The organism is Gemmata sp. SH-PL17, from assembly GCF_001610855.1.
GTDB classification, from domain to species: Bacteria; Planctomycetota; Planctomycetia; order Gemmatales; family Gemmataceae; genus Gemmata; species Gemmata massiliana.
Genome location: NZ_CP011271.1, coordinates 99,408 through 119,973 on the forward strand (window position 1 = coordinate 99,408; position 20,566 = coordinate 119,973).

Below are 20,566 nucleotides of genomic sequence, written 5' to 3' on the forward strand. Positions count from 1 at the left end.
AATTTCGCTCACGGAATCACCAAACGATCCTTTGAAATCCGACCGGTGAGCGTTATCCTCAGCAGATAACCCGCCAATCGGCACTCGCGGCGGGAACCTCTCCCAGCCCCTCACTGTGCGCCACACCTTACTGCGGTGTCGGCTACGCCCGCGCCGGCGCACCCGGCGCCCCTTTCCTATCACCCTTTTCTGGGGGACGAGTGATGGCCGTTTTGGAACGCGGTGAATTGCAAGTCGTTGTCCCGGTCGGGTTCCTGTTGGCGGAGCCGCAGGAGGTGACCGTTTCGGTGGATCGCCCCGGCACGGAGTCGCTCTCGGTGCGCTTGCGCCTGATCCCGGCGCGTGCTCGCGCCGAGATCGTCGGGATTGCGGCCCTGGCGGACATCCCGGAACCGGTATCGGTCACGGCCCCCACACCGCGCTCGATCCCCTGGCCGACTCGCGCGCGGGTCGACGAACTCGAATCCGACTTCCCCGAACCGGAATATGGCGGCGGCGATTGAAACGCGATTCCAGGCGAACGGACAGAAGGTTGGGAGCAGGCGAACGGCCGGTGTGAGCCGGCCGGTAACGACGAGTGCAACCATCGGCCGGCTCACACCGGCCGTTCGCCCGAAGCCACTACAACCACCTTCATTCAACATCCGCTTTCAATTCCAGGCTCCGCCAGAGGTACCACGACGCGACGCTGCGGTACGGCTCCCACGGCTTCGCGAGCTTGGTCATCTTTGCCGCGTCGGGCAATTTGCGGAGGTTGAACTGGTTTTTCACCGCGACCTTGATTCCATAGTCACCGACCGCCAACACGTCCGGGCGCCCCAAGCCGAAGAGCAAGTACATGTCGACGGTCCACGGACCGACACCCTTGATAATCGTCAGTTGCTCGCGAATGGCATCGTCACCAAGATCGGGGATGCTCGGCAGCAGTTCGGGGTTGGCGTTCACGTGATCGATGACCGCGCGCATGGTCCGCTGCTTCGGCCCGGAGATACCGCACTCCTTGTACTTCGCCTCGGTGAACTCCGCCAATTTCGCCAGCGGAATCGTCAGTGCCGCACTCTTCTCCTGATCGGTCCCGCTAGTGGGCGGAGGACCGTTGAGTGCGGCGGCGAGTCGTTCGTAGATCGACCGGGCGGCTTTGGTCGAGATCTGTTGCGAGATGATGCACCGCACGAGCAGCGTGAACGGGTCGTCCCCGTTGGGGGTGAGCGTACACGGCCCGACACGGTCAATGATTTGCTTCATGACCGGGCAATTGCCCGAGAGGTGCTTCCGCGCCTTCTTGTAGAATGATGTGGACATGCGGATAGATTACCCGCCCCGCGCTCCGGAAGCGAGAGCGATTCAGCGGACGACCTGACGCGATCCGTCGAAGCAAATCGCGCGGTGGCGCTCGACTACGAAATCCCAGTCGAGGCGGTGCGGCGGGTCGAGGTAGTTGCGCCACGCGACCGCCATTTGGCGCGCGGCCTCATCGAACGGCACCCCACCGAACCCGGTCCCCATTGCGGGGAACGCGACCGTTTCGATCGGGTGGCCGTTCGTCGCGTTGTGAGCCTGAACCGCGAGCAGCGCGGCCCACGTCGCGCAGTACACTTTGTCCGTTCCGTCAATGTTCCCGGGCACCCGCATCGTCGGCGCGTGAACCAAAAACGGGATCTTGGGACTTCCCGTACCCAGCACGAACGCGGTACCGATCGGTTGCTCACCGAAGTAGTCGTTCATGATGCGGTGCTGCACGCGCGTCATGAGTTCCTCGCCGAAAAACCCGACCACGGCCGCGTCGATGCCCGCGGTCATGATCCCGAAAGCGTTCCCGGCGGTCACGAAACAGTCGTGCGGCTCCAGGTCTTCAAATCGCCCTCGAACGACACGAACACCGCGCAGCCCTGTGAACCGGCGCTGGAACGCCGCGCACATGGCCTCATCGGGGTGAACAAGCCACACGTTCTCGATCATCGTGACGGGCGTACTCCCGGGGTGTCATTGGCCTTCCTGAGCCTCAACAGCGCGCGAACGGCCGCGAACAGGGCGACAACTCCGACCACACCGAAGTAGATCCACACCGTCCCCAGTGAGAGCGGCGGTGCCGGCACGGGGGTGTCATCCGATTGCACGAACAGCGGATCATCGGACGCCGGTCCTTTTGTGTCCGCGACCTTCGTGACGGCCTCGCGGTGCTGCATCAGCACCTTGCGATTGCTGTACGTGAACGTCCCGACGCACTCGTCCATGATCTTCCGCGCCGCAATGAAATCCCCTTTTGCCGCATAAAGCTCGCCAAGTAGCCAGTAGAGGCGCGGGTCGTGTGGGAACCACAACACGAGTTGTTGCACGGTCGCGAGCGCATCGGGCGGTAACTTCTCGCGCTCTGCTGGCGCCAGCGCGCCATCGACCGTGTTCGCGAAATTCACGGGGAAAATCGCATCCGGCAACTCGTTTTCTGGCGCGGGCTTATCACCTCGCGCTTCGCTCATCCGGAGCCGCACGAGTTTCAGGAGCGGGCCAGTATTCAGTTTGAGTTGCCACGCGAGTTCTTGTGGCTTGAGCCCGGGGATTTCCTTCGGTGGGCGCTCCTCGTTCGCGATATCGAGGAACTGAAACGCACGATCCCAATTCCCCTGCGTGGCCTCAATGTGTGCGTGCGTAATGTTCGGCAAAAATCCGCGGCGCTGGTCCCGCAACGCGCTCGTGGCCTCGGCCAGTTGCCCGTACCGGAGCCAATCCACCGCAAGAGCCACACTGTCCAGCTCCGACCGATTGCGGAGCGCCAACCGTTTATCAATGCGGTCCTTGACTGTCCCGCGGTCCGTCCGGATCTTCTTCGTGGGATCTCGGGGGTTCGTGTTTTCGAGCAGCCACTTCGGATTGCCCGCGTTCAGTAGCACCAAGCGCCGGCGCCCGAATTCCTCAAAAGGAAGAGCTTCGGGTACACCCTTTTCGCTCACCGGAACCGCCATCGGGTCTTCCGGGTGGTGCAGCGACGCTCGCCCTTCGGACAAAATGAGTAAGCCCACGACGAGGGCGATGAGAGCGAACGTACCGTGACGAACCACAAGCGTCCCTCCTCGTCGGCGCAGTGCGGAACGGTGACCGGAGCTAATTGTAAGCCGGTGGTGATGGGGGAACTTCTTTAGTGCGAGAATTGATTTGCGCATCCGTCGATTCTGTACTAGACGTTTCTAGCGCAGTCAGGACGCTCGCCGTACATTCTGCGCCGCCGGTCGTGTTCACCCAAACGGCCCAAAGGGTCCAAAATAGACCCCACGGGACGCCCCACGGCCCGAGTAAAAGAGCCAGAACGCTGTACCAGAGGCCCCATAAGTACCGTTGTTGCCAGGATTTTGTGAGGAAGACTTCGGACTGACGGCGGATGGTCACAAACAGGAACGAGAAACAGTACTCGAATCGCACGCACCGGGCACCGTTGGCCACCTGTGTGCGTAATTCGTCAGCAAAAAGAGGGCGAAAACCGCGCAAGTTCAGAAGTTGCGAATCGGCAACATATTGCGAATCGGAAACAGATTTCTGGACTGCGGTTTGCATCTAAATTCCATAACCTGGGGAAAATGCCTCTGGCGGGGCCTGTTAAGAATAGTAATCAAGCATTATTGCTTGACCTTTAGGCAACGCGAGAAGGCACACCGGGCAGATGAGCACAAACCTTATGTCATTACCTGAGCTTGTTACACAGCGAGTGGCCGATCGGACGAGCCGCCGGGTGCAAAATCTCGAAGTCGAAATCGCCACGGGCGGCGACCGCGTGGTGCTTCGTGGCCGGGCCAGTTCGTACCACGTGAAACAGCTCGCTCAACAGGGGGCACGCGAAGCCCTCCCGCACGCACGCCTCGAAAACGCGATCGTCGTCGAGTAACTCAGACGGCTCTATGAACGACCGGCGCGAGCCGGCTGGTGAACGTGTGCAGCGTTCTGCTGTGTGCTCACCAGCCGATTTACGCCGGTCGTTCGTTCGCTTCATGCACGCAGGTCACGGTCGTGGTGATCCCGCCGCGCGGCGTCCACACTGACACCACCTTGCACCGCACCGGCTTGCACGCGGCCACGAAATCGTCGAGCAAGCGGTTCGTCACCTGTTCGTAGAAGATCCCCTGGTTGCGGAACCGCTGGAGATACAGCTTCAGCGACTTCAGTTCGACGCACGTATCGCCCGGCGTGTATGTGAACGTGATCGTGCCGAAATCCGGCTGGCCGGTCTTCGGGCACACGCTCGTGAACTCCGGGCACACGATCTCGATCGAAAACTCCCGCCCCGGGCGCGGGTTCGGGAACGTTTCCAACTGCTCAACGGACGGGGTTTCAGTCAGTTCCATTGTGGTGCATCTCGTAGGGTACCTATCTTGATAGATGAAGCGCGCGGGCGGTTCCACCTCGTTTCGCCGCAACAGCGGTGAGGCGAGTAACTAGCTCGATTGGAGTGTAAATGAAAGCGGTCGTTCTTCTCAGCGGCGGGCTGGATAGCACTACGGCGCTCGCGGTCGTGCGGAGCCAGGGGTTCGAGTGTCACACACTGGCGGTTGATTATGGCCAGCGCCACCGCGTCGAACTCGACCGGGCCGCGACTGTGGCGAAGGCACTCGGTGTGGTCGATCACCGCGTGGTAAAACTCGATCTGCGACAAATCGGCGGCTCGGCACTCACGGCGGACATCGCAGTACCGAAGGACCGCTCCACGGATGACATGACCCACGGCGTCCCAATAACTTACGTCCCCGCTCGCAACACGATCCTACTTGGGGTCGCGCTCGGCTTGGCCGAAGTGGTGGGTGCGTTCGACATCTTCATTGGCGCCAACGTTCTGGATTACAGTGGCTACCCCGACTGCCGCCCCGAGTTCCTGAGCGCGTTCGAGAGCCTCGCGAACCTCGCGACGAAAGCCGGTACGGAAGGCGCGGGTAAGTTCCGCGTTCACTCGCCGCTCCTCAAGATGACGAAGGCGGAGATCATTCGCGAGGGGGTGAAACTTGGTGTGGACTACTCGCAAACTCTGAGTTGCTACGATCCTGATGCGACCGGTAAGGCGTGTGGCCGGTGTGACTCGTGCTCGTTGCGAAAGAAGGGCTTCGCCGAGGCCGGCGTACCAGACCCGACGCCATACCAGTGACCTCAAACGCGAGCGGCCCGCGGAGACATCAATCTCCGCGGGCCGCTCGCGTTTCACCGAACTTACGATCTATTTTTTCTCGGTGAAAGCATAGAGGAACTTATCACTGCGCACGTAGAGCGTGTTGTGGGCGATGGCCGGCGTCGCGCGCACCGGCTCTGGTAACTTCACCGAGTACACGACGTCTGGGGCGTCCTCGCCCGCAACGATCACGGCTACCGTACCCTCCAAGGACGCGATGTAGATGTGCCCGTTCGCCGCGACCGGTGAGGCGTAGTATCGGGCACCCGCCTTCACGCGCTCGGCCTCGTACACGGGCTTACCGGTCTTCGCATCGAGGCACGTCATCAGCGGGCCGTCCTTAAGCAGGTACATCCGATCGCGGTACACGACGGGGCTGGGAACGTAGGGCAGGTTCTTGGTGTATGACCACGCAATCTCACCCTTCCCACCTCGCTTTAATGCGACGGCTCGGTTCTCACCGCCTTCGAGCACTTTCATGTTCTCGGCCCACTCCTCACGAGTGATTTTGCCGTCTTTGTTCGGATCGTTGTTATCGAAGAAGTTTCCGAACGGCGTTTTTGCGGCCCCGTCTTTCGTGAGGTAGCCGAGCTTGTCGTCTCCGGCTTGCTTCAAGATCTCGTCGAACGTGGGAAGTTTGAAGTCCGAGCCCCCGGGCGCCCACCCCGAGTACACCAGCGTGTCCTTGAACACCACCGGCGTGGTACACGCGACCGACGACATCTTGTTGACGACCCACAGCTCCTTACCCGATTGCAGGTCGTACCCGGTGAGAGACGCCATACCGGGAACGATCAGCACCTTCGTGCCACCGTCGTCCCACACGACCGGCGAGCTGTACGCGGTCTTTTGCTTGCGTTCGGCCTTCCACTTCTGTGAACCGGTCGCGAGGTCGATTGCGTACACGGCCGAGTCCTTCGACAGATCGCGCGCGAGCACCACGGCGCCGTCCACGACGACCGGGGACGTCCCGGTCCCGAACTCGTTGTTCGTCACCGCCGTCGGCAACTCGAACTTCCACTGCTCGTTCCCGTCGAGGTCGTAGCACACCAAACCGCAGGAACCGAAGTAGCTCACGACCGTTTTCCCGTCGCTCACGGGAGTGGACGCGGCCGGGCTGCCTTCGGTCGGGTGGAACGATTCGATTTTCTTGGCTTTCGATTCCTTGCGCCACAGTTCCTTACCATCCGCGCAGGAGTAGCAGATGGTGAAGAGTTTGTTGCCCTCGAACGCGGTCAGCACGATCTTGTCGCCGACCACGATCGGCGACGAAGCGCCCGGCGGAACCGCGACCTTCCATGCGAGATTTTCTTTCAATCCGAACTTCACCGGCGGCTTTTGGTCGTCAGCCACACCCGTTCCCGCTGGTCCGCGGAACTGCGTCCAGTCGGCAGCAGTGAGCGCGGGGGCGAGGGTAAGTGTCAGCACACAAGTCGCAATCAACTTGGTCATTCCTGACTCCGAGTAACGAACTGGCAGAGGCGAATCAAGGAGCGTACTTACAGCTTCAGCGGAAGCCCAGGTCAGATGCGAATGGTCGCGTCGTCTACCGAAAACCGCACCTTGGCGTTGCTCGCGTGCTTGTCTTCCGGTGACCGGTAGCCCGCGGTCGCGATCACCACCGACGCCAGTCCCTTCTCCTTCAGCCCGAGAATCTCGTCGTACTTGTCGGTTTGGAACCCCTCCATCGGACACGCATCCACGCCAACCAGCGCGGCCGCGGCGATGAATACGCCCAGCGCGATATACGCCTGGCGCGCGGCCCAGCGGTGCGCTTGCCCCGCGTCCATCCGCGAGAGCGAGCCGAGCATCATCTGCTTGAACGCATCGAGGCTCTCGACCGTGACTCCGCGCACGTGCGCAGTTCGGGCGACGTAAGCGTCAATGTCGGCCGCGGTGGGCGGGTTCTTCGCGGCGAACACCACGAGGTGCGAGGCGTCCAGGATTTGCGCCTGGTTGTACGACACCGCGTGCAGTTGCGCCCGCACGCCCGGCTCCGTAACCACAACGAACTTCCACGGTTGTAGCCCGTAGGACGACGGTGCCAGCACAGGCGCCTGTTCGAGCTGCGCCCACAACTCGGGGGCGATCTTCTTCGTGGGGTCGAACTTCTTGGTAGCGTAGCGCCAGCCGAGTTGCGTCAAGACGGTTTCGGGCGGAACGGGCATGAAACCTCCAGATAAAGTGAGCAACCGGGGCCGAGGTTCGGCCCGGCCCTCTCGTTAAACAGAGAAGGGAGCAGCACAAAGTACAACAGGCGTCGTGGTGACTTCTTTCACGGCGACGCCCGGTCTTCGGGGAAGAGTACGAAGGGTCTTCAGTCACTAAATCTTCAGATCGTTTTCCAGCACGACGCGGTATCGCGCTTTGCCGGCGCGCACGTGAGCAAGCGCATCGTTCACCTTCGTGAGCGGGAACGTTTCCGTGACCGGCTCGATCTTGTGCCGGGCGCAGAACGCGAGCATGTCTGCCGTTGTGACCGGGCTTCCGAGTGGCGACCCGGAGAGCGACTTCTGCGGCATAATCATCGCCATCGCCGGAACCGCGATCGGTTCGAGCACGGCACCCACGAAGTGCAGCCGGCCTTTCGGCGCGAGTGCCGTAATGTACGCCTGCCAGTTCAGCGGCACGTTCACGGTCACGAGGATCAGGTCGAGCGTCCCCGCGATCTTCTGCATGGCCGCATCGTCTTTGGAGTTGACGACGTGGTGCGCGCCGAGCCGCTTCGCCTCGTCGGTCTTCCCCGCCGAAGACGAGAACGCGACCACCTCACAGCCCCACTTGTTCGCGAACTGTACCGCCATGTGCCCCAGTCCGCCGATCCCGACGATCCCGACGCGGTGCGTGGGGCGCACGTCGAACTGCACGAGCGGGTTGAACACCGTCAGCCCGCCGCAAAATAGCGGACCGGCCTTCACCGGGTCGATCCCCTCGGGCAGAGGAGTCGCCCAGGCCCAGTGCGCGCGGACCTTGTTCGCGAACCCACCGTGGCGCCCGACGATCGTTTGCTCCGCGGTCGGGCAAAGATTGTGATCGCCGCTCATGCACTGTCGGCAGCGCATACAGCTCTGCGAGTACCAGCCCAGGCCAACTCGCGCGCCCGGTTTCACAGTCGCGACGTGCGAACCGACCGCGGTCACGGTGCCGACCACCTCGTGCCCCGCGACCAGCGGGTACGCGCTCATGCCCCAATCGTTGTCGAGCATCGACAGGTCCGAGTGGCAGATCCCGCAGTGCGAAACGGCGATCTCCACCTGCTCGTCGCCGAGCGCTCCGGGATCGTACTCGAACGCCTTCAACTCACCTTTGGGCTGTTGTGCCGCGAACGCGCGAATCGACATTGGCTCGCTCCGTGAAAGTGGTTGTGGTTACTTGCCCTTCACCCAACGAACAGCGGTTTCGGCGACGCGCTGGCCCAAGACCACGGCCGTTTTGCGGTCGCCCTCGTTCACTTTCTCCTGCCCCCACGCCGTTTGCGCCATCACGCCCCCGTACCCGGCCAGTCGGTTCAACTTGTCCGCATCGAACCCCTCGACCTTGATACCGGGGCTGACCCAAACCATGCTGTGCTGCATTGCGTTCACCCACAGCCCGATGAGCGTACTCTGCTTGTCCCCGCTCAAATTCTGCGAGTGCGTGAACCCGGCCGCGAGCTTGTCCTTCCACCCCTGGGCCATCCACACTTCGCTACAAGTGTCGATGAACGCCTTGAACTGTGCCGCGTACCCGCCCATATAGGTCGGGGTACCGAACACGATCGCGTCGACCGCGGCCAGTTTCGCCAGCACGGAGGGATTCTTCCACCGACCCTCGACGATATCCGCGCCGACGAGCCGGACCAATTCAACGGTCGTGCCACTCACCCCATGCGCGCCTTCGGCGACGGCCTCGGCGAGCTGGTGCGTGTGTCCCTGAGCGGAGAAGTAAACGATCGCGACCGTTGCCATGACAGCGCTCCTGAATGACGTGAGGGGAGAGGTGCGATTGGGTTACTGAGCCAGGAACCCGCCGTCCACCGGGAGCGAGATGCCGGTGGTGAACTTCGCTTCGTCGCTCGCGAGGTAGAGCACGGCCGCGGCCACTTCTTCCCCGCGCCCCATTCGCCCGACCGGGTGCATCGAGGCGAGCGCCTTCCCCTGTTCGCTGTGCTCGCCGCCGACGAACCGATCGATCATCTCCGTCACGATCGCGGCCGGGGCCACAGCGCTCGCGCGGATGCCCTGTTTCGCGTACTCCAGCGCCGTCGACTTCGTGATCCCTTCGACCGCGTGCTTGGTCGCGATGTACACGGACACGCCGCTCATGCCGATGTGCCCCCGACGCTCGATGTGTTGATGATCGCCCCGCCGCCGGTCTTTAACATCACTGGAATTTCATACTTCATACTGGCGAGGACGCCCCACACGTTGATGTCAAACACGCGCCGGTATTCGGCTTCCGTGACTTCCGTAACCGGCCCCACGGATTCGACCCCGGCGTTATTGAACGCGACATCGAGCCGGCCGAACTTCGCGGCCGTTTCTTCGACCAGTCGCTTCACGTCCGCTTCTTTCGCGACATCGGCTTGAACAAAAATTGCCGTTCCCCCGGTCGCTTTGATCTCCTCGATAACCGCCAAACCCTCTTTTTCGCGCCGCCCCGAGACCACAACCTGCGCGCCTTCTTTGGCGAACGCAACAGCAGTCGCCCGACCGATCCCGCTCGTCCCACCGGTCACGAGTGCGACCTTACCGCTGAACCGTGCCATGACGTGCTCCCGAATTCCGCCGCGAACGTGTATTCAACGCCTCGGACGCCGCGGCACGTGAAGGTGATGTGAAACCGATCTCTGCGAATCTTGATGCGGAGAACTACCAGAAGTTAACACCGAGCTTACAGCGACGGAAAACTTATCCGGGGCACGCGACTACGACGATTGCAACGGCCCGCTTCCGGCGTTAGTTTCTCTTCCACCACACCAAACCAACGCGGGTGTTTTATGGACCTCAATGACGGCCAAATCTACGAAATGCAGGGTTCCGGTAAAAACCCGTACAAGATCAAGAACGTTGGCGGCGTGTATTCCTGTTCCTGTCCCGCGTGGCTCAATCAAAACGCGCCGAGCAACGCGCGCACGTGCAAACACATCCGCAAACTCCGCGGCGACGCGGTCGAAGAACAGCGCCTCGCGAGCGCGGGGGAGCTGCTACCCCCCAAACCCAAAGGCGCGGAAGACAAGAAGGAACTGCCGTTGCTCCAAGGAGAGCCCTGGGACGAGAAACAAGACCTCACCGGCTGGTGGATGAGCGAAAAACTCGACGGCGTGCGGGCCTACTGGGACGGCAAACAGTTCCTCTCGCGTGGGTACAACATTTACTACGCCCCGGACTGGTTTACTGCGGGGTTGCCCAGTCACCCACTCGACGGCGAACTGTGGATCGCGCGCAAGAAGTTCCAGCCCGCCACGGATATCGCGAAAAGCCAGGGAACACCGGACCGCTGGAAAGACCTCCGGTATCTCGTTTTCGACGCGCCCGACGCATCCGGCCCGTTCGAGGACCGAGTGAAGTTCCTGAGCACCGCCGCTCCCGTCTGGAAGAACCAGTTCACATCCCTGGTTGAACACATCGCTTGCACCGGGAACGACCACGTTCGGGCCGAACTCGATCGCGTTACCGGCCTTGGTGGTGAGGGGCTGATGCTCCGGAAACCCGGTTCTCTTTACGAGCGCGTGCGTTCTTCAACGATCCTGAAGGTCAAAAAGTTCCTCGACATGGAAGTGGTCGTAACGGACTACGAACCGGGCGAGGGGCGGCACGCCGGGCGCGTGGGAGCACTGTGGGTGCGCTTGAGCACCGGCGTTAAATGCAAAGTCGGTACGGGCCTGAAAGACAAGGACCGCGACAATCCGCCGGCGAAGGGAAGCATCATCACCGTGAAGTATCAGGAGTTGACCGACGACGGCGCGTTGCGGTTCCCCGTGTACGTTGGCCCGCGCCCCGACGGTTACCCGAACGCGGCACCGCCCACGCGGAAAAAAGAAACGTTCGCTCCCGTTCCGGAGCCGGTGAAAATCGAGAAGGCCACCGTCGCAGTGGTGCCTCCCGTGCCCGTGGTCGCCGCCGTAACGCCGCAGAAACCGGCGGAAGTCCCGAAACCCAAGTCCGAACCCAAACCCGTTCCCGCCTCTCTCCCAACTCCAACTGGAGGATCGACGATGGATACGACGACCAAACGGTATTTCGAGTTCGTGGACGGTTCGTCCAACAAGTTCTGGGAAGTTTGGACCGAGGGCACCGACATCGTCACGCAGTGGGGCAAGATCGGCACCCCCGGCCGCGAGACGCGCAAGGAGTTCACGGACGCCGCGAAGACGCAGAAGGAGTACGACAAACTCGTCGCCGAGAAGACCGGCAAGGGTTACTCGGAGAAGCCGCGCCCGGCGTAACAAAAAATGCGCTCACGCTTCCACGGCCACCGGCTCACGAGTCGGTGGCCGGTTCCTTTCGTGGCACAATTCGGCGCGATTCAAAATTTGGGAATTCTGTGTTTTCATGACTGTCGGAAGTACCGGCACGAAGACGCGCAAAAGAAATCCGGCGCGTTGACCAACCGTGCGCGCTGGCACTAAGAATAGTCTCGTCCCGTCACCGTTCGTTACTCGCGATCGTTGTTCGCCGTCCCCCGCGCGGTCCCCATCCCGCGCCGTTAGTTCGCACTCGCCCCCTCGGTTGGCCGGCTGATTCCGGCCGTGTTGCCTTATTTTCTTTGTCCGGCGCTCCCGGTCTCGCACCGCGACCGCCTCCCTACGCGCACCGGGTGCTCCAACGCGCCACGGCACCCGCGCGCCCCGAAAGGAACGCACTGAATGTCCGCGACCGCTCGTACTCTCTCCCAGTTCCTGCCGAAGCTCAGCACCCTCGAACAGCGCGAAGTCCCTGCTGTACTCGCTATTTTCAACACCTCAACGCTCACTGTCATTGGAGACGGAAACGCAAACAACCTCGTTGTCTCCGCCGACGCCACCGGCAACCTCCAGGTGACCAACAACGGCGCGGCCGTTACCATCAACACCACCTTCGGAACCGCGAACAAGGCCAACCTGCAAACGGTCAACGTCGACGCGAAGGGCGGCGACGACACGATCAACCTGGACCGCTCGCTGAACGTTCTCGACGCGAACGGCAAACTCGCCGCGGCCCCCAACGGCACTCTTTCAGGTGGTAACGGAAACGACCGTATCAGTTCCGGGATTGGCGGCTTCGTGGGCGGGGTCGTCGGCAACGCGATCGTCGGCAACCTCGTGATGGACGGCGGGGCCGGCGACGATTTCCTCGATAGCGGGTTCGGCAACGACGTGATGCTCGGCGGGAGCGGGAACGACACGCTCCGCTGGCTGCCCGGCACGCTCGTCGATACCTTCGACGGCGGGACCGGGAACGACACTGCGGTCATCGTCGGTAACGGCAATAACCAGGGTGATGCGTTCCGGCTCGACGCGGACCCGACCACGGGCGGCGCGCTGTTCCAGCGCACCAACCTCGTGCCGTTCAAGATCGGCATCACGACCACAGAGAACGTGGTGATGCAAACGCAAAGTGGTGACGACACGATTACCGTGACCGCGCTAGCCGGCACCGGCGTGAAGACCGTGACGATGGACGGCGGCGACGGGAACGACGTGCTCGACGGCTCGGCCGCGGACGTGAAACTTCAAATCATCGGTGGCGCCGGGGACGACAAGCTGATCGGCGGTCAGAAGGACGACATCCTGGTAGGCGGTGACGGGAACGATTCGCTGGTTGGTGGGAAGGGCACGGACGTGCTCGACGGCGGCGCCGGGAATGACACCCTTGATGTGGGCACAAAGGACTGCAAGCAGGACGTGCTCATCGGCGGGAGCGGGGCCGACACGTTCATTCGCCGACAGGTAAACAAGTCCACCTCGCCGTCCCCGCAATTCGATGACGTGTTGCTCGATTTCAGCGCCACGGACGGTGACGTGACGAAGATCATGTTCGTGTAACGATCGGGGCAAAACTGGGATCAGGGACAGAAACCCAACGTATTGGTTTTAAGCCCCGAATGGGTCGCGATGCGGCCTCGCCAGGGGTTGCGCTCGCGCTTCACCCCTGGCGAGGCCGCATCGCGACAAAAAGACCGCATGTGTTTGCGGCAGGCGCGTTGGGAGTGCGTTGGGTTCGTGGAAGTTCGCCAGGGGTTGCGCTCGCGCTTCACCCCTGGCTACACTCTGACGCTCCTACCGGAGCTTCAAACCAAACACATGAAGATCTGATCGCTGCTTTGCTCTGCTCACTTAGGCGACGGCTTTTTTGCCAAACTGGTTCTGCTCGGCCCACGCTTTTTCGGCGGCCTCTTTCTGTTCGGCCGTGAGGGGGTGACTGAACGACCATGCGTGCCCGAACGGGTCCACGATTTGGCCGTACCGGTCGCCCCAGAACATGTCCGCGGCCGGCATCGTGACCGTGGCGCCGGCCTGTTGCGCCTTCGCGATGGCCGCGTCGCAGTTCGGCACGCACCAGTGCAACGTGACCGGCGACGGGCCGGCCGGCGCACGCGACACGCCCCCGCAGTATTCGGGGAAATCGTCGCACAAGAACAGTGTCGCGTCGCCGATCTTGAGCGCCGCGTGCATCAGGCGCCCGTCCTCGGTGGGCATACGGGCCAGTTCAACGGCGCCCAAAGCAGCCACGTAGAACTCGATCGCCTTCGCACCGTTCTTCACCACCAAGTGCGGAATCAGGCCATTCTTTTCGGACATCGTGAACCCCCTTGAGGAAAGGAACTGCGAGAATCTTGCCGCTCACACGTTGGCGGCGCAATGTCAGTTGCGTGTGATTTTTGATCGCGCGTTCACGTAAACAATCGGGCACCGGCCCGCCGGAAATGAACCTTTCTTGCATAATCGGTGTCAAGAAGCCTATTCCCTGGAGATTAGAGGGGACCGGGCAGGTTCTTTACTCATGAACGCGATCCGCAAATATCCCCGCACGCGCCACCTGATCGGTTCGCGCTTGCAACCGGGCGACGAAGACCTCGACGCGGTGCCCGTGTCCGAGTTGAGGGGCAAGCACGTCGTCATCGAAGAAAAGATGGACGGCGCCAATTGCGGGATCAGCTTCGGCCCGGACTACGCGCTTCGCTTGCAGAGCCGCGGGCACTACCTGATCGGCGGGCCGCGCGAGCGCCAGTTCGATCTCCTGAAGCAGTGGGCCGGGGCGATATCAGACCGGCTCCTCGACCGGTTGACGGACCGCTTCGTGATGTACGGCGAGTGGATGTACGCGAAGCACACGGTTTACTACGACGCGCTTCCGCACTTCTTCATGGAGTTCGACATCTTGGACACCGAAGCGGGCGTGTTCCTCGACACCCCGCGCCGCGCGGGACTGCTGGCCGATTTGCCCGTGAAGCCGGTCAAGGTGCTGTTCGCGGGAGAATTCCCGGGTGAAGAGTACTTGCAGACGCTCGTCGGGCCATCGCACTTCGTTACCCCGAACGCCCCGACACAGATGCGTGAGGGCGTCGCGCGCCTGGGCTGGGACGTGGAGCGAGCCGTGCGCCAGACCGATCTCTCGGGCGTGATGGAGGGGCTGTACGTCAAGGTGGAAGAAGATGGCGCCGTCACCGAACGATACAAATTCGTGCGCGCCGAATTCTTACAAACTGTTACCGCGGACGGTCACTGGCAGGACCGCCCGCTCGTCCCCAATCGACTCGCAGAGGGAGCGGAGTTGTTCGAGTGATTCGAGATTGCGGATTGAAAACGACCACGCTGTGCCAGTTTTCAATCCGCGATCTCAAATCGACAATCAGCAATTCCACGTATCAAGCAATCAATTTCTCCACTACTTCGCCGTGGACGTCGGTGAGTCGGAAGTCGCGGCCCTGGAGCCGGTAGGTCAATTTCTCGTGGTTCAGTCCGAGTAAGTGGAGGATGGTCGCGTTCAGGTCGTGAACGTGAACGTGGTCCTCTACCACGTTGAATCCAAGGTCGTCGGATTTGCCCAATACCAGACCCGGTTTCACTCCGCCGCCCGCCATCCACACGGAGTAACAATTCGGGTGGTGGTCGCGCCCGTCGTTACCGCCCTGAACCATCGGCGTGCGCCCGAACTCGCCGCCCCAAACCACGAGCGTGTCCTTCAACAGCCCGCGCTGCTTCAGATCCTTCACGAGTGCCGCGCTCGCCTTGTCCGTCTTGCCGCACTCGGACTTCAGCCCGTTCGTCAGCCCGCCGTGGTGGTCCCAGGCTTCGTGGAACAGTTGCACGAACCGCACGCCGCGCTCAATCAGGCGCCGGGCGAGCAGACAGTTGTTCGCGAAGCTCGGTTTCCCCGGCTCCGCGCCGTACATCGCGAGCGTCTCCTTCGTCTCCTTGCTCAGGTCCATGAGTTCCGGCGCGCTGCTCTGCATCCGACCAGCCATCTCGTAAGCCGAGATACGGGCGGCAATTTCCGGGTCGCCGACCACATCAAGGCGCTTCTTGTTCAGCGCGTTGATCGCGTCGAGCGATTCTTTTTGCATTGCGGAATCGACACCGATGGGGTTGCCCAGGAACAGCACCGGGTCGCCCGCAGAGCGGAACAGCGTACCGGCGTGACTCGACGGCAAAAAGCCACTTCCCCAACACGAGTTTCCGCCGCTCGGCCCCTTGCTCCCGCTGCTGAACACCACGAACCCGGGCAGGTCTTTTGATTCGCTGCCCAAGCCATAAGTGACCCACGCACCCGCACTCGGGCGCCCGAACTGTTGGTGCCCGGTGAGGGCCATGATTTGCGCCGGCGCGTGATTGAACGCATCCGTGTTCATCGATTTCACGATGGCAATGTCGTCGACCACTTCGCCGAGGTGCGGGAGCAATTCACCGAGTTCGGTGCCGTTCTTACCGAATTTCTTGAACTTGAACTTTGGCCCGAGCAGCTTCGAGTTCGGGTTGATGAACGCGGCCCGGTAGTTCCGGAGCAGGTCCGGCGGCGGGAGTGTACCGTCGAACTTCGCGAGTTGCGGCTTGTTGTCGAACAGTTCCAGGTGACTTGGCGCGCCGCCCATGAACAGGTAAATGACGCGCTTGGCCTTCGGTTCGTGGTGCGTCCGCGGTTTGGGCGCGTCGGTCGCGCGGGCCATATCCGCCAGTGCGATCGTGCCGAGGCCGACGCCACAATCTCGGAGGAACCACCGGCGGTTGAGTAACTGCTGCCGGGCAGCGAGCGCGTTCACGTGCGAAGGGAAAGCGGACATTACTTGTTCCCCTTCAGTTCGTGGACAAACACGTTCATGAGTTCAAGACCCTCGGTTGCCTTGAACGCGATGGGAGCAACTCCCCGGGCCTTTTCGACTCGGAACGTCTGGCGCTGCCACGATCCTGGTTTCACCCCGTTCGGGAGCGTGATAATAAGAGGCGCTCCGCCAACCGATACGACACACTGGGATTTTTCGGTATTCTGCGGAACCTTCCAATCGAAAATCAGTTCCGCCGCACCGTACCGCTTCTCGGTCACGATGTCGGCCGTACCGGTACACTTCAGCACGGCCCCAGCGACCTTCCACTCGCCCTCCTTCGTCGTCCACCCTTTCAGATCGGTGCCGTTGAACAACGAGACGTGTCCCTCCGCGACCTTCGCACACTCTTCGGGCTTCGGATTGGTACTCGGAAGTTCCTTAATCTTGATGTTCTTGAAGTGGCACTCCGCGCCTTCGCTCTCCAGTGCAAGGTAGCCCTTACGCGGATTGCTCTTGCTCACGCCCGAAACCTCCTTGCCGTTCACATGCAGTTTGATGGCGCCGTCGTTGGCGATGACCTTGTAGTGGTTCCATTCGCCTCCGCCCTTCACGCGGTTCTCGCTCGGCAGGCAGCGCTCCATGCCCTTGCGGGTCGGGTGCGGACGGTCCGGCGTGCAGCGCGCACCGTGGATGCTGAAGATGTCACCGTGGCTCGTCGCCCAACCGTCCTTCGGGGCGTAGTTGATGAGCACCTGCACTTCGATCCCGCGTGTGTACTGCGTGCCCACGGCCGGGAGCGGATCGCCCCACACGAACAGCCCGCTGTTCGCCATTTTCTCCTTCTCGACGTGCATCCAGTCGAAGTCCAGCTCGAAATTTTCGTACTGCTTCTCGGTTCGGAGGAAACCGGTTGGTGTTCCCGTCGTGATGATCTCGTCGCCCTTCACGAAGAACGTGTCGGGGTGACAATTCACGTTCACCCAACCGTCGAGATTCTTGCCGTTGAACAGCCCCTTCACCTCGCCCTCGTTAGGCACAACAGCGGCCGGCTTCGGCTTATCTTCGGCGGGTAGCAGTGACACGCACGCAGCGAGAGCAGCGATCGTGAGTGTTCTGTGGAGAGAGGTCATATCGTCCCTTAGCCTTGGTGTTTCGTTCTCAGTTCCGAATTCCGCGTCCGCGCTTCTCCGAGGAAGTCATTCTTTCGTAACGGTTTCGTCCAGGTTGAGAAGCACGCGCGCGACCATCGTGAACGCGCCCCAATCCGCGAAGGTAAGGCCCTCCGGTTTGGCGTCGTGGTCCCGAGTGCCGGTAGCTACCTCGGCCGCGTTCGCTTCACCCTCCTCGAACCGTTTGCGGGTGTTCTCCAGCACGGTCGAGAGGATCGCGAGTTCGTCCGCGGTGGGCTTGCGCGAGACGCACAAGCGGAACGCGAACGTGAGGCGCTCGGTATCCGTCTTACCCCCTTCGAGAACGGCCCGTTTGCCGAGCGCGCGGGCCGATTCGACGAAGATCGTTTCGTTCAGCCCGGTGAGTGCCTGAAGCGGCGTGTTCGTGCGCGTGCGTTTGACGCACGAAGCCTCCCCGACGGGCACATCGAAGACCGTCAGCGCGGGGTAAGGTGTCGAGCGCCGGCGGAACGTGTACAGCGCGCGCCGGTAACGATCTTCGCCGCGTGCCTCCACCCACTCGAACGGCCCGTAACTCGCGGGCGGCTTGAAGAGGAAATCGGGAGCGGGCGTGAATACACTCGGCCCGCCGATTTTCGAGTTCAGTAACCCGCTTGCGGCAAGCGCAATATCGCGCACGATCTCGCCTTCAGTCCGGAACCGTGCCCCTCGCGCGAGGAGCTTATTTTCCGGGTCTTTGGCAAGCAATTCCGGTGTGACACGCGACGACTGCCGGTACGTCGCACTGGTCACGATGAGGCGGTGGAGATGCTTGAGGGACCAGGGAGCAGAACCTAACCCCCCAACCCCCTTCCCTAAGAAGGAAGGGGGAGCAATACCAGAGGCGGTATTAAGCCCCTCTCCCCTTGGGGGAGGGGTTGGGGAGGGGTTGCTTCCATAACCTAATCCCCCAACCTCCTTTGCCTTTTCGTGCGCCGGTTGTGGGAGGGGGGCGGGGTTCATGAATTCACTGGCCAGCCAGTCCAGCAGTTCCGGGTGCGTGGGTTTGTTCCCCTGGAGGCCAAACTCTTCGGGCGAAGTCATCAGACCCGCGCCAAAGTACACCTGCCACACGCGGTTCACGATCGCGCGGGCTGTGGTCGGTGACTTCTTGTCCACGAGCCACTTCGCGAGTGTGAGCCGGCTCGCCTCGGCGTCTTTGGGAAGAGCGTGCATGAACGCGGGGACGCCCGCATTCACCTTCGCACCGGGGCGGAGGAAATCGCCGCGCTTCAGAATGCTCGTCGCACGCGGGTCGGCGCGCCGCTCCGCGACCAAGCTCGTGGAACCTTCCGGCCACTCTTTCCAGAGTGCTTCGATTTTCTCGTTCGTGTCTTTGAAGCCTTCCGCCGTCGTGCGCCAGTGCGAGAATACGGTTTGCGCCTGGCCCGGGTTACGCTTGGCGGTTGGGACCGCAAGTGCCTTGCGAACCAGCAGAGGGAGCGGTTGATCGTCCGGCTTCACATCGTCGGTCACGCTCAGTCGGAAGCGACCGAGGTTGTTGTTCATGTGGTCGTCGCTGTTCCAGCCGCCGTGCATCTGCTTCAAGCTAAAATGCAGCGTTCCCCCGTCCGGCAACTCGATCGGCTTCTCGGGCACGAACACCGCGACACGCGGAACATTCCGTCGACCGGGGCCGGCGTCGATGCCCCACGCGGTGTCGTCCTTGCCATCAATGGCGAACTCCACTGGGCCAGTTACGCGGCGCCGATCGACCTTATCGTCGAAGTTCGGCTCCAGAGAACGTTCGGGGTTCGCGTAGTCCGCGACGGCCTTCACGAATTTCACCTTCGTTCGCTTGCCCGGCTCCTTCGCGGACTCCACTTCCACGATGAACTCACTGAGCGCACTCGTGCCCATAAACGACCGCCCGGGGCCGCCGCACGGCAGATTCGGGTCGTTGAGTTGCTCGATCCGGAACGCGGTGATCTTCTTTGTGGGGCTGGCTCCGCGCATCAGCGTGCTGAACTTCGTGGGTGCGTACCCCTGCGCGAGTATCGAGCCGTCCTTCTGCGGGATGTACCGCTGCGAATTATCCCCGGCGTTCTCAACGGCGACGGTCTTCCACGACGGTTCCTTTTTGACACTCTCCTCCCACTTCGCGAGCTGTTTCTCCCAGCCCGCGTTCACTTCCTTGAGCTTCGTCTCGATCTCCGTAATCTGCGTCCGGATACGGTTGATCGTCATGCGTTCGGGCACGGTGTAGACGACTCGTTGCGCCTCGTGGTCGTTGTTGAGGTACGCGAACAGCCGGTAATACTCTTCCTGCGAGATCGGGTCGAATTTGTGGTCGTGGCACTGCGCGCACGCGACGCTCAGCCCGAGGAACGCCTTGCCGACCGCGTCCATACGGTCGAACATCGCGTCCATCCGGAACTGTTCGGGATCGACTCCACCCTCCTCGTTCAGCATCGACATCCGGAGGAAACCGGTCGCGACGATCTGATCCTGAGTCGGGTTCGGGAGCAGATCACCCGCGATTTGCTCAATCGCGAATTGGTCGAACGGCAGATCACGATTGAATGCGCTGATGACGTAATCGCGGTACGCCCAGACCTGGCGCGACATGTCTTTTTCGTAACCGTCGCTGTCAGCAAAGCGGGCCGCATCGAGCCACCACCGCGCCCAGCGCTCACCGTAGTGCGGCGACGCGAGTAACTTCTCGACAAGGCGCTCGTAAGCATCCGCTCGTTTATCCGCAACGAACTCGTCGACTTCCTTCGGCGTGGGAGGCAGTCCGACGAGATCGAGGTACAGACGGCGACAGAGCGTAACGCGGTCCGCTTCCGGCGACGGCTTCAACTTCTCTTTGTCGAGCCGCGACAGAATGAAGCGATCGATGTCGTTGCGAATCGCGGAGCGTGGGTGTTGCGTTTCGGGTACGAGCGGGCGCACGGGTGGCTGAAACGCCCAGTGCGTCTTCGCCGCAGGCGTATCGATCCCGCGGGAGGGTGCGGCGATCAAACTGGCGAACAGCGCGAGTAAAACCGAAATCGCGATTCGTGGCATGGAATGCTCATTGTCGTGGCGA

The 20,566-nt window shown here is 61.9% G+C and carries 18 protein-coding genes and 1 pseudogene; 6 read left to right on the top strand and 13 right to left on the bottom strand.

Annotation, left to right across the window (positions count from 1 at the left end; genetic code table 11):
* Nucleotides 1–203: 203 nt before the first annotated feature.
* On the top strand, nucleotides 204–503 hold the full coding sequence (locus VT84_RS00365; RefSeq protein ID WP_052549228.1) for a hypothetical protein: 300 nt from the start codon (nucleotides 204–206) through the stop codon (nucleotides 501–503).
* Nucleotides 504–633: 130 nt separating this feature from the next.
* Here VT84_RS00365 and VT84_RS00370 read toward each other — a convergent pair whose 3' ends face one another.
* Genes VT84_RS00370 through VT84_RS00380 form a run of 3 tightly spaced genes read right to left on the bottom strand, consistent with a single transcriptional unit; the run spans nucleotide 634 to nucleotide 3,056 of the window.
* The gene (locus VT84_RS00370; protein ID WP_082838099.1) at nucleotides 634–1,302 is read right to left on the bottom strand and encodes a DNA-3-methyladenine glycosylase family protein; all 669 of its coding nucleotides are present in this window, start codon (nucleotides 1,300–1,302) and stop codon (nucleotides 634–636) included.
* A gap of 42 nt (nucleotides 1,303–1,344) precedes the next feature.
* Entirely contained in the window at nucleotides 1,345–1,959 is a 615-nt protein-coding gene (locus VT84_RS00375) for a macro domain-containing protein (protein WP_082838100.1), read from the bottom strand.
* On the bottom strand, nucleotides 1,956–3,056 hold the full coding sequence (locus tag VT84_RS00380) for a tetratricopeptide repeat protein (RefSeq protein ID WP_082838101.1): 1,101 nt from the start codon (nucleotides 3,054–3,056) through the stop codon (nucleotides 1,956–1,958). Before VT84_RS00380 ends, VT84_RS00375 begins: the two co-directional genes overlap by 4 nt.
* A gap of 665 nt (nucleotides 3,057–3,721) precedes the next feature.
* Here VT84_RS00380 and VT84_RS37880 point away from each other — a divergent pair.
* Nucleotides 3,722–3,874, top strand: a complete 153-nt coding sequence (locus VT84_RS37880; RefSeq protein WP_157469033.1) for a phospholipid-binding protein — start codon at nucleotides 3,722–3,724, stop codon at nucleotides 3,872–3,874.
* A 79-nt stretch (nucleotides 3,875–3,953) separates the two neighbouring features.
* On the opposite strand, the gene queF is transcribed toward VT84_RS37880, so the two are convergent.
* On the bottom strand, nucleotides 3,954–4,325 hold the full coding sequence (gene queF, locus VT84_RS00385) for a preQ(1) synthase (RefSeq protein ID WP_157470314.1): 372 nt from the start codon (nucleotides 4,323–4,325) through the stop codon (nucleotides 3,954–3,956).
* Nucleotides 4,326–4,441: 116 nt separating this feature from the next.
* On the opposite strand from queF, the gene queC reads away from it, so the two are divergent.
* Nucleotides 4,442–5,122: a 7-cyano-7-deazaguanine synthase QueC gene (gene queC, locus VT84_RS00390; protein WP_082838102.1), complete on the top strand. Its 681-nt coding sequence runs from the start codon at nucleotides 4,442–4,444 to the stop codon at nucleotides 5,120–5,122.
* 69 nt (nucleotides 5,123–5,191) lie between these two features.
* On the opposite strand, the gene VT84_RS00395 is transcribed toward queC, so the two are convergent.
* The 5 genes and pseudogenes from VT84_RS00395 to VT84_RS42055 all read right to left on the bottom strand — a co-directional run bounded on the left by VT84_RS00395 (nucleotide 5,192) and on the right by VT84_RS42055 (nucleotide 9,890).
* Nucleotides 5,192–6,595 carry a PQQ-binding-like beta-propeller repeat protein gene (locus VT84_RS00395; RefSeq protein ID WP_082838103.1) on the bottom strand — a complete coding sequence of 468 codons (1,404 nt, stop codon included), beginning with the start codon at nucleotides 6,593–6,595 and terminating at the stop codon, nucleotides 5,192–5,194.
* Between the two features lie 71 nt (nucleotides 6,596–6,666).
* Complete coding sequence (locus VT84_RS00400) at nucleotides 6,667–7,311, bottom strand: NAD(P)H-dependent oxidoreductase (protein ID WP_082838104.1); 645 nt, start codon at nucleotides 7,309–7,311, stop codon at nucleotides 6,667–6,669.
* Between the two features lie 156 nt (nucleotides 7,312–7,467).
* Nucleotides 7,468–8,484, bottom strand: coding sequence for an NAD(P)-dependent alcohol dehydrogenase (locus VT84_RS00405; protein WP_082838105.1), 1,017 nt, complete (start codon nucleotides 8,482–8,484; stop codon nucleotides 7,468–7,470).
* Nucleotides 8,485–8,511: 27 nt separating this feature from the next.
* Nucleotides 8,512–9,090, bottom strand: a complete 579-nt coding sequence (locus tag VT84_RS00410) for a flavodoxin family protein (protein ID WP_082838106.1) — start codon at nucleotides 9,088–9,090, stop codon at nucleotides 8,512–8,514.
* Nucleotides 9,091–9,132: 42 nt separating this feature from the next.
* Nucleotides 9,133–9,890 (bottom strand): annotated as a pseudogene (locus VT84_RS42055) (glucose 1-dehydrogenase).
* Nucleotides 9,891–10,121: 231 nt separating this feature from the next.
* On the opposite strand from VT84_RS42055, the gene VT84_RS00420 reads away from it, so the two are divergent.
* Together VT84_RS00420 and VT84_RS00425 are read left to right on the top strand one after the other, a co-directional pair.
* Nucleotides 10,122–11,570, top strand: coding sequence for a DNA ligase (locus VT84_RS00420; protein WP_052549208.1), 1,449 nt, complete (start codon nucleotides 10,122–10,124; stop codon nucleotides 11,568–11,570).
* A gap of 420 nt (nucleotides 11,571–11,990) precedes the next feature.
* On the top strand, nucleotides 11,991–13,148 hold the full coding sequence (locus VT84_RS00425; RefSeq protein ID WP_052549206.1) for a calcium-binding protein: 1,158 nt from the start codon (nucleotides 11,991–11,993) through the stop codon (nucleotides 13,146–13,148).
* 291 nt (nucleotides 13,149–13,439) lie between these two features.
* Here VT84_RS00425 and VT84_RS00435 read toward each other — a convergent pair whose 3' ends face one another.
* The gene (locus VT84_RS00435) at nucleotides 13,440–13,904 is read right to left on the bottom strand and encodes a VOC family protein (RefSeq protein WP_082838108.1); all 465 of its coding nucleotides are present in this window, start codon (nucleotides 13,902–13,904) and stop codon (nucleotides 13,440–13,442) included.
* Between the two features lie 202 nt (nucleotides 13,905–14,106).
* On the opposite strand from VT84_RS00435, the gene VT84_RS00440 reads away from it, so the two are divergent.
* Complete coding sequence (locus tag VT84_RS00440; RefSeq protein WP_052549202.1) at nucleotides 14,107–14,889, top strand: RNA ligase family protein; 783 nt, start codon at nucleotides 14,107–14,109, stop codon at nucleotides 14,887–14,889.
* An 82-nt stretch (nucleotides 14,890–14,971) separates the two neighbouring features.
* Here the strand turns inward: VT84_RS00440 and VT84_RS00445 are convergent, their stop codons facing one another.
* The 3 genes from VT84_RS00445 to VT84_RS00455 form a co-directional block, all read right to left on the bottom strand.
* Entirely contained in the window at nucleotides 14,972–16,384 is a 1,413-nt protein-coding gene (locus VT84_RS00445) for a DUF1501 domain-containing protein (RefSeq protein WP_052549200.1), read from the bottom strand.
* Nucleotides 16,384–17,496, bottom strand: a complete 1,113-nt coding sequence (locus VT84_RS00450) for a family 16 glycoside hydrolase (RefSeq protein WP_052549197.1) — start codon at nucleotides 17,494–17,496, stop codon at nucleotides 16,384–16,386. The genes VT84_RS00445 and VT84_RS00450 overlap by 1 nt, the downstream gene beginning before the upstream one ends.
* Nucleotides 17,497–17,562: 66 nt before the next feature.
* Nucleotides 17,563–20,544 (bottom strand): DUF1549 and DUF1553 domain-containing protein, encoded by a 2,982-nt coding sequence (locus VT84_RS00455; RefSeq protein ID WP_082838109.1) that lies wholly within the window; start codon nucleotides 20,542–20,544, stop codon nucleotides 17,563–17,565.
* Nucleotides 20,545–20,566: the final 22 nt, after the last annotated feature.

Bases quoted from the DNA above. Each gene is read 5' to 3' on its own strand.
- VT84_RS00450 (WP_052549197.1), bottom strand. From the start codon at position 17,496: ATGACCTCTCTCCACAGAACACTCACGATCGCTGCTCTCGCTGCGTGC.
- VT84_RS00410 (WP_082838106.1), bottom strand. From the start codon at position 9,090: ATGGCAACGGTCGCGATCGTTTACTTCTCCGCTCAGGGACACACGCAC.
- VT84_RS00440 (WP_052549202.1), top strand. From the start codon at position 14,107: ATGAACGCGATCCGCAAATATCCCCGCACGCGCCACCTGATCGGTTCG.
- VT84_RS00425 (WP_052549206.1), top strand. From the start codon at position 11,991: ATGTCCGCGACCGCTCGTACTCTCTCCCAGTTCCTGCCGAAGCTCAGC.
- VT84_RS00375 (WP_082838100.1), bottom strand. From the start codon at position 1,959: ATGATCGAGAACGTGTGGCTTGTTCACCCCGATGAGGCCATGTGCGCG.
- VT84_RS00395 (WP_082838103.1), bottom strand. From the start codon at position 6,595: ATGACCAAGTTGATTGCGACTTGTGTGCTGACACTTACCCTCGCCCCC.
- VT84_RS00370 (WP_082838099.1), bottom strand. From the start codon at position 1,302: ATGTCCACATCATTCTACAAGAAGGCGCGGAAGCACCTCTCGGGCAAT.
- VT84_RS00445 (WP_052549200.1), bottom strand. From the start codon at position 16,384: ATGTCCGCTTTCCCTTCGCACGTGAACGCGCTCGCTGCCCGGCAGCAG.
- VT84_RS00420 (WP_052549208.1), top strand. From the start codon at position 10,122: ATGGACCTCAATGACGGCCAAATCTACGAAATGCAGGGTTCCGGTAAA.
- VT84_RS00455 (WP_082838109.1), bottom strand. From the start codon at position 20,544: ATGCCACGAATCGCGATTTCGGTTTTACTCGCGCTGTTCGCCAGTTTG.
- VT84_RS00435 (WP_082838108.1), bottom strand. From the start codon at position 13,904: ATGTCCGAAAAGAATGGCCTGATTCCGCACTTGGTGGTGAAGAACGGT.
- VT84_RS00400 (WP_082838104.1), bottom strand. From the start codon at position 7,311: ATGCCCGTTCCGCCCGAAACCGTCTTGACGCAACTCGGCTGGCGCTAC.
- VT84_RS00405 (WP_082838105.1), bottom strand. From the start codon at position 8,484: ATGTCGATTCGCGCGTTCGCGGCACAACAGCCCAAAGGTGAGTTGAAG.
- VT84_RS00365 (WP_052549228.1), top strand. From the start codon at position 204: ATGGCCGTTTTGGAACGCGGTGAATTGCAAGTCGTTGTCCCGGTCGGG.
- queC (WP_082838102.1), top strand. From the start codon at position 4,442: ATGAAAGCGGTCGTTCTTCTCAGCGGCGGGCTGGATAGCACTACGGCG.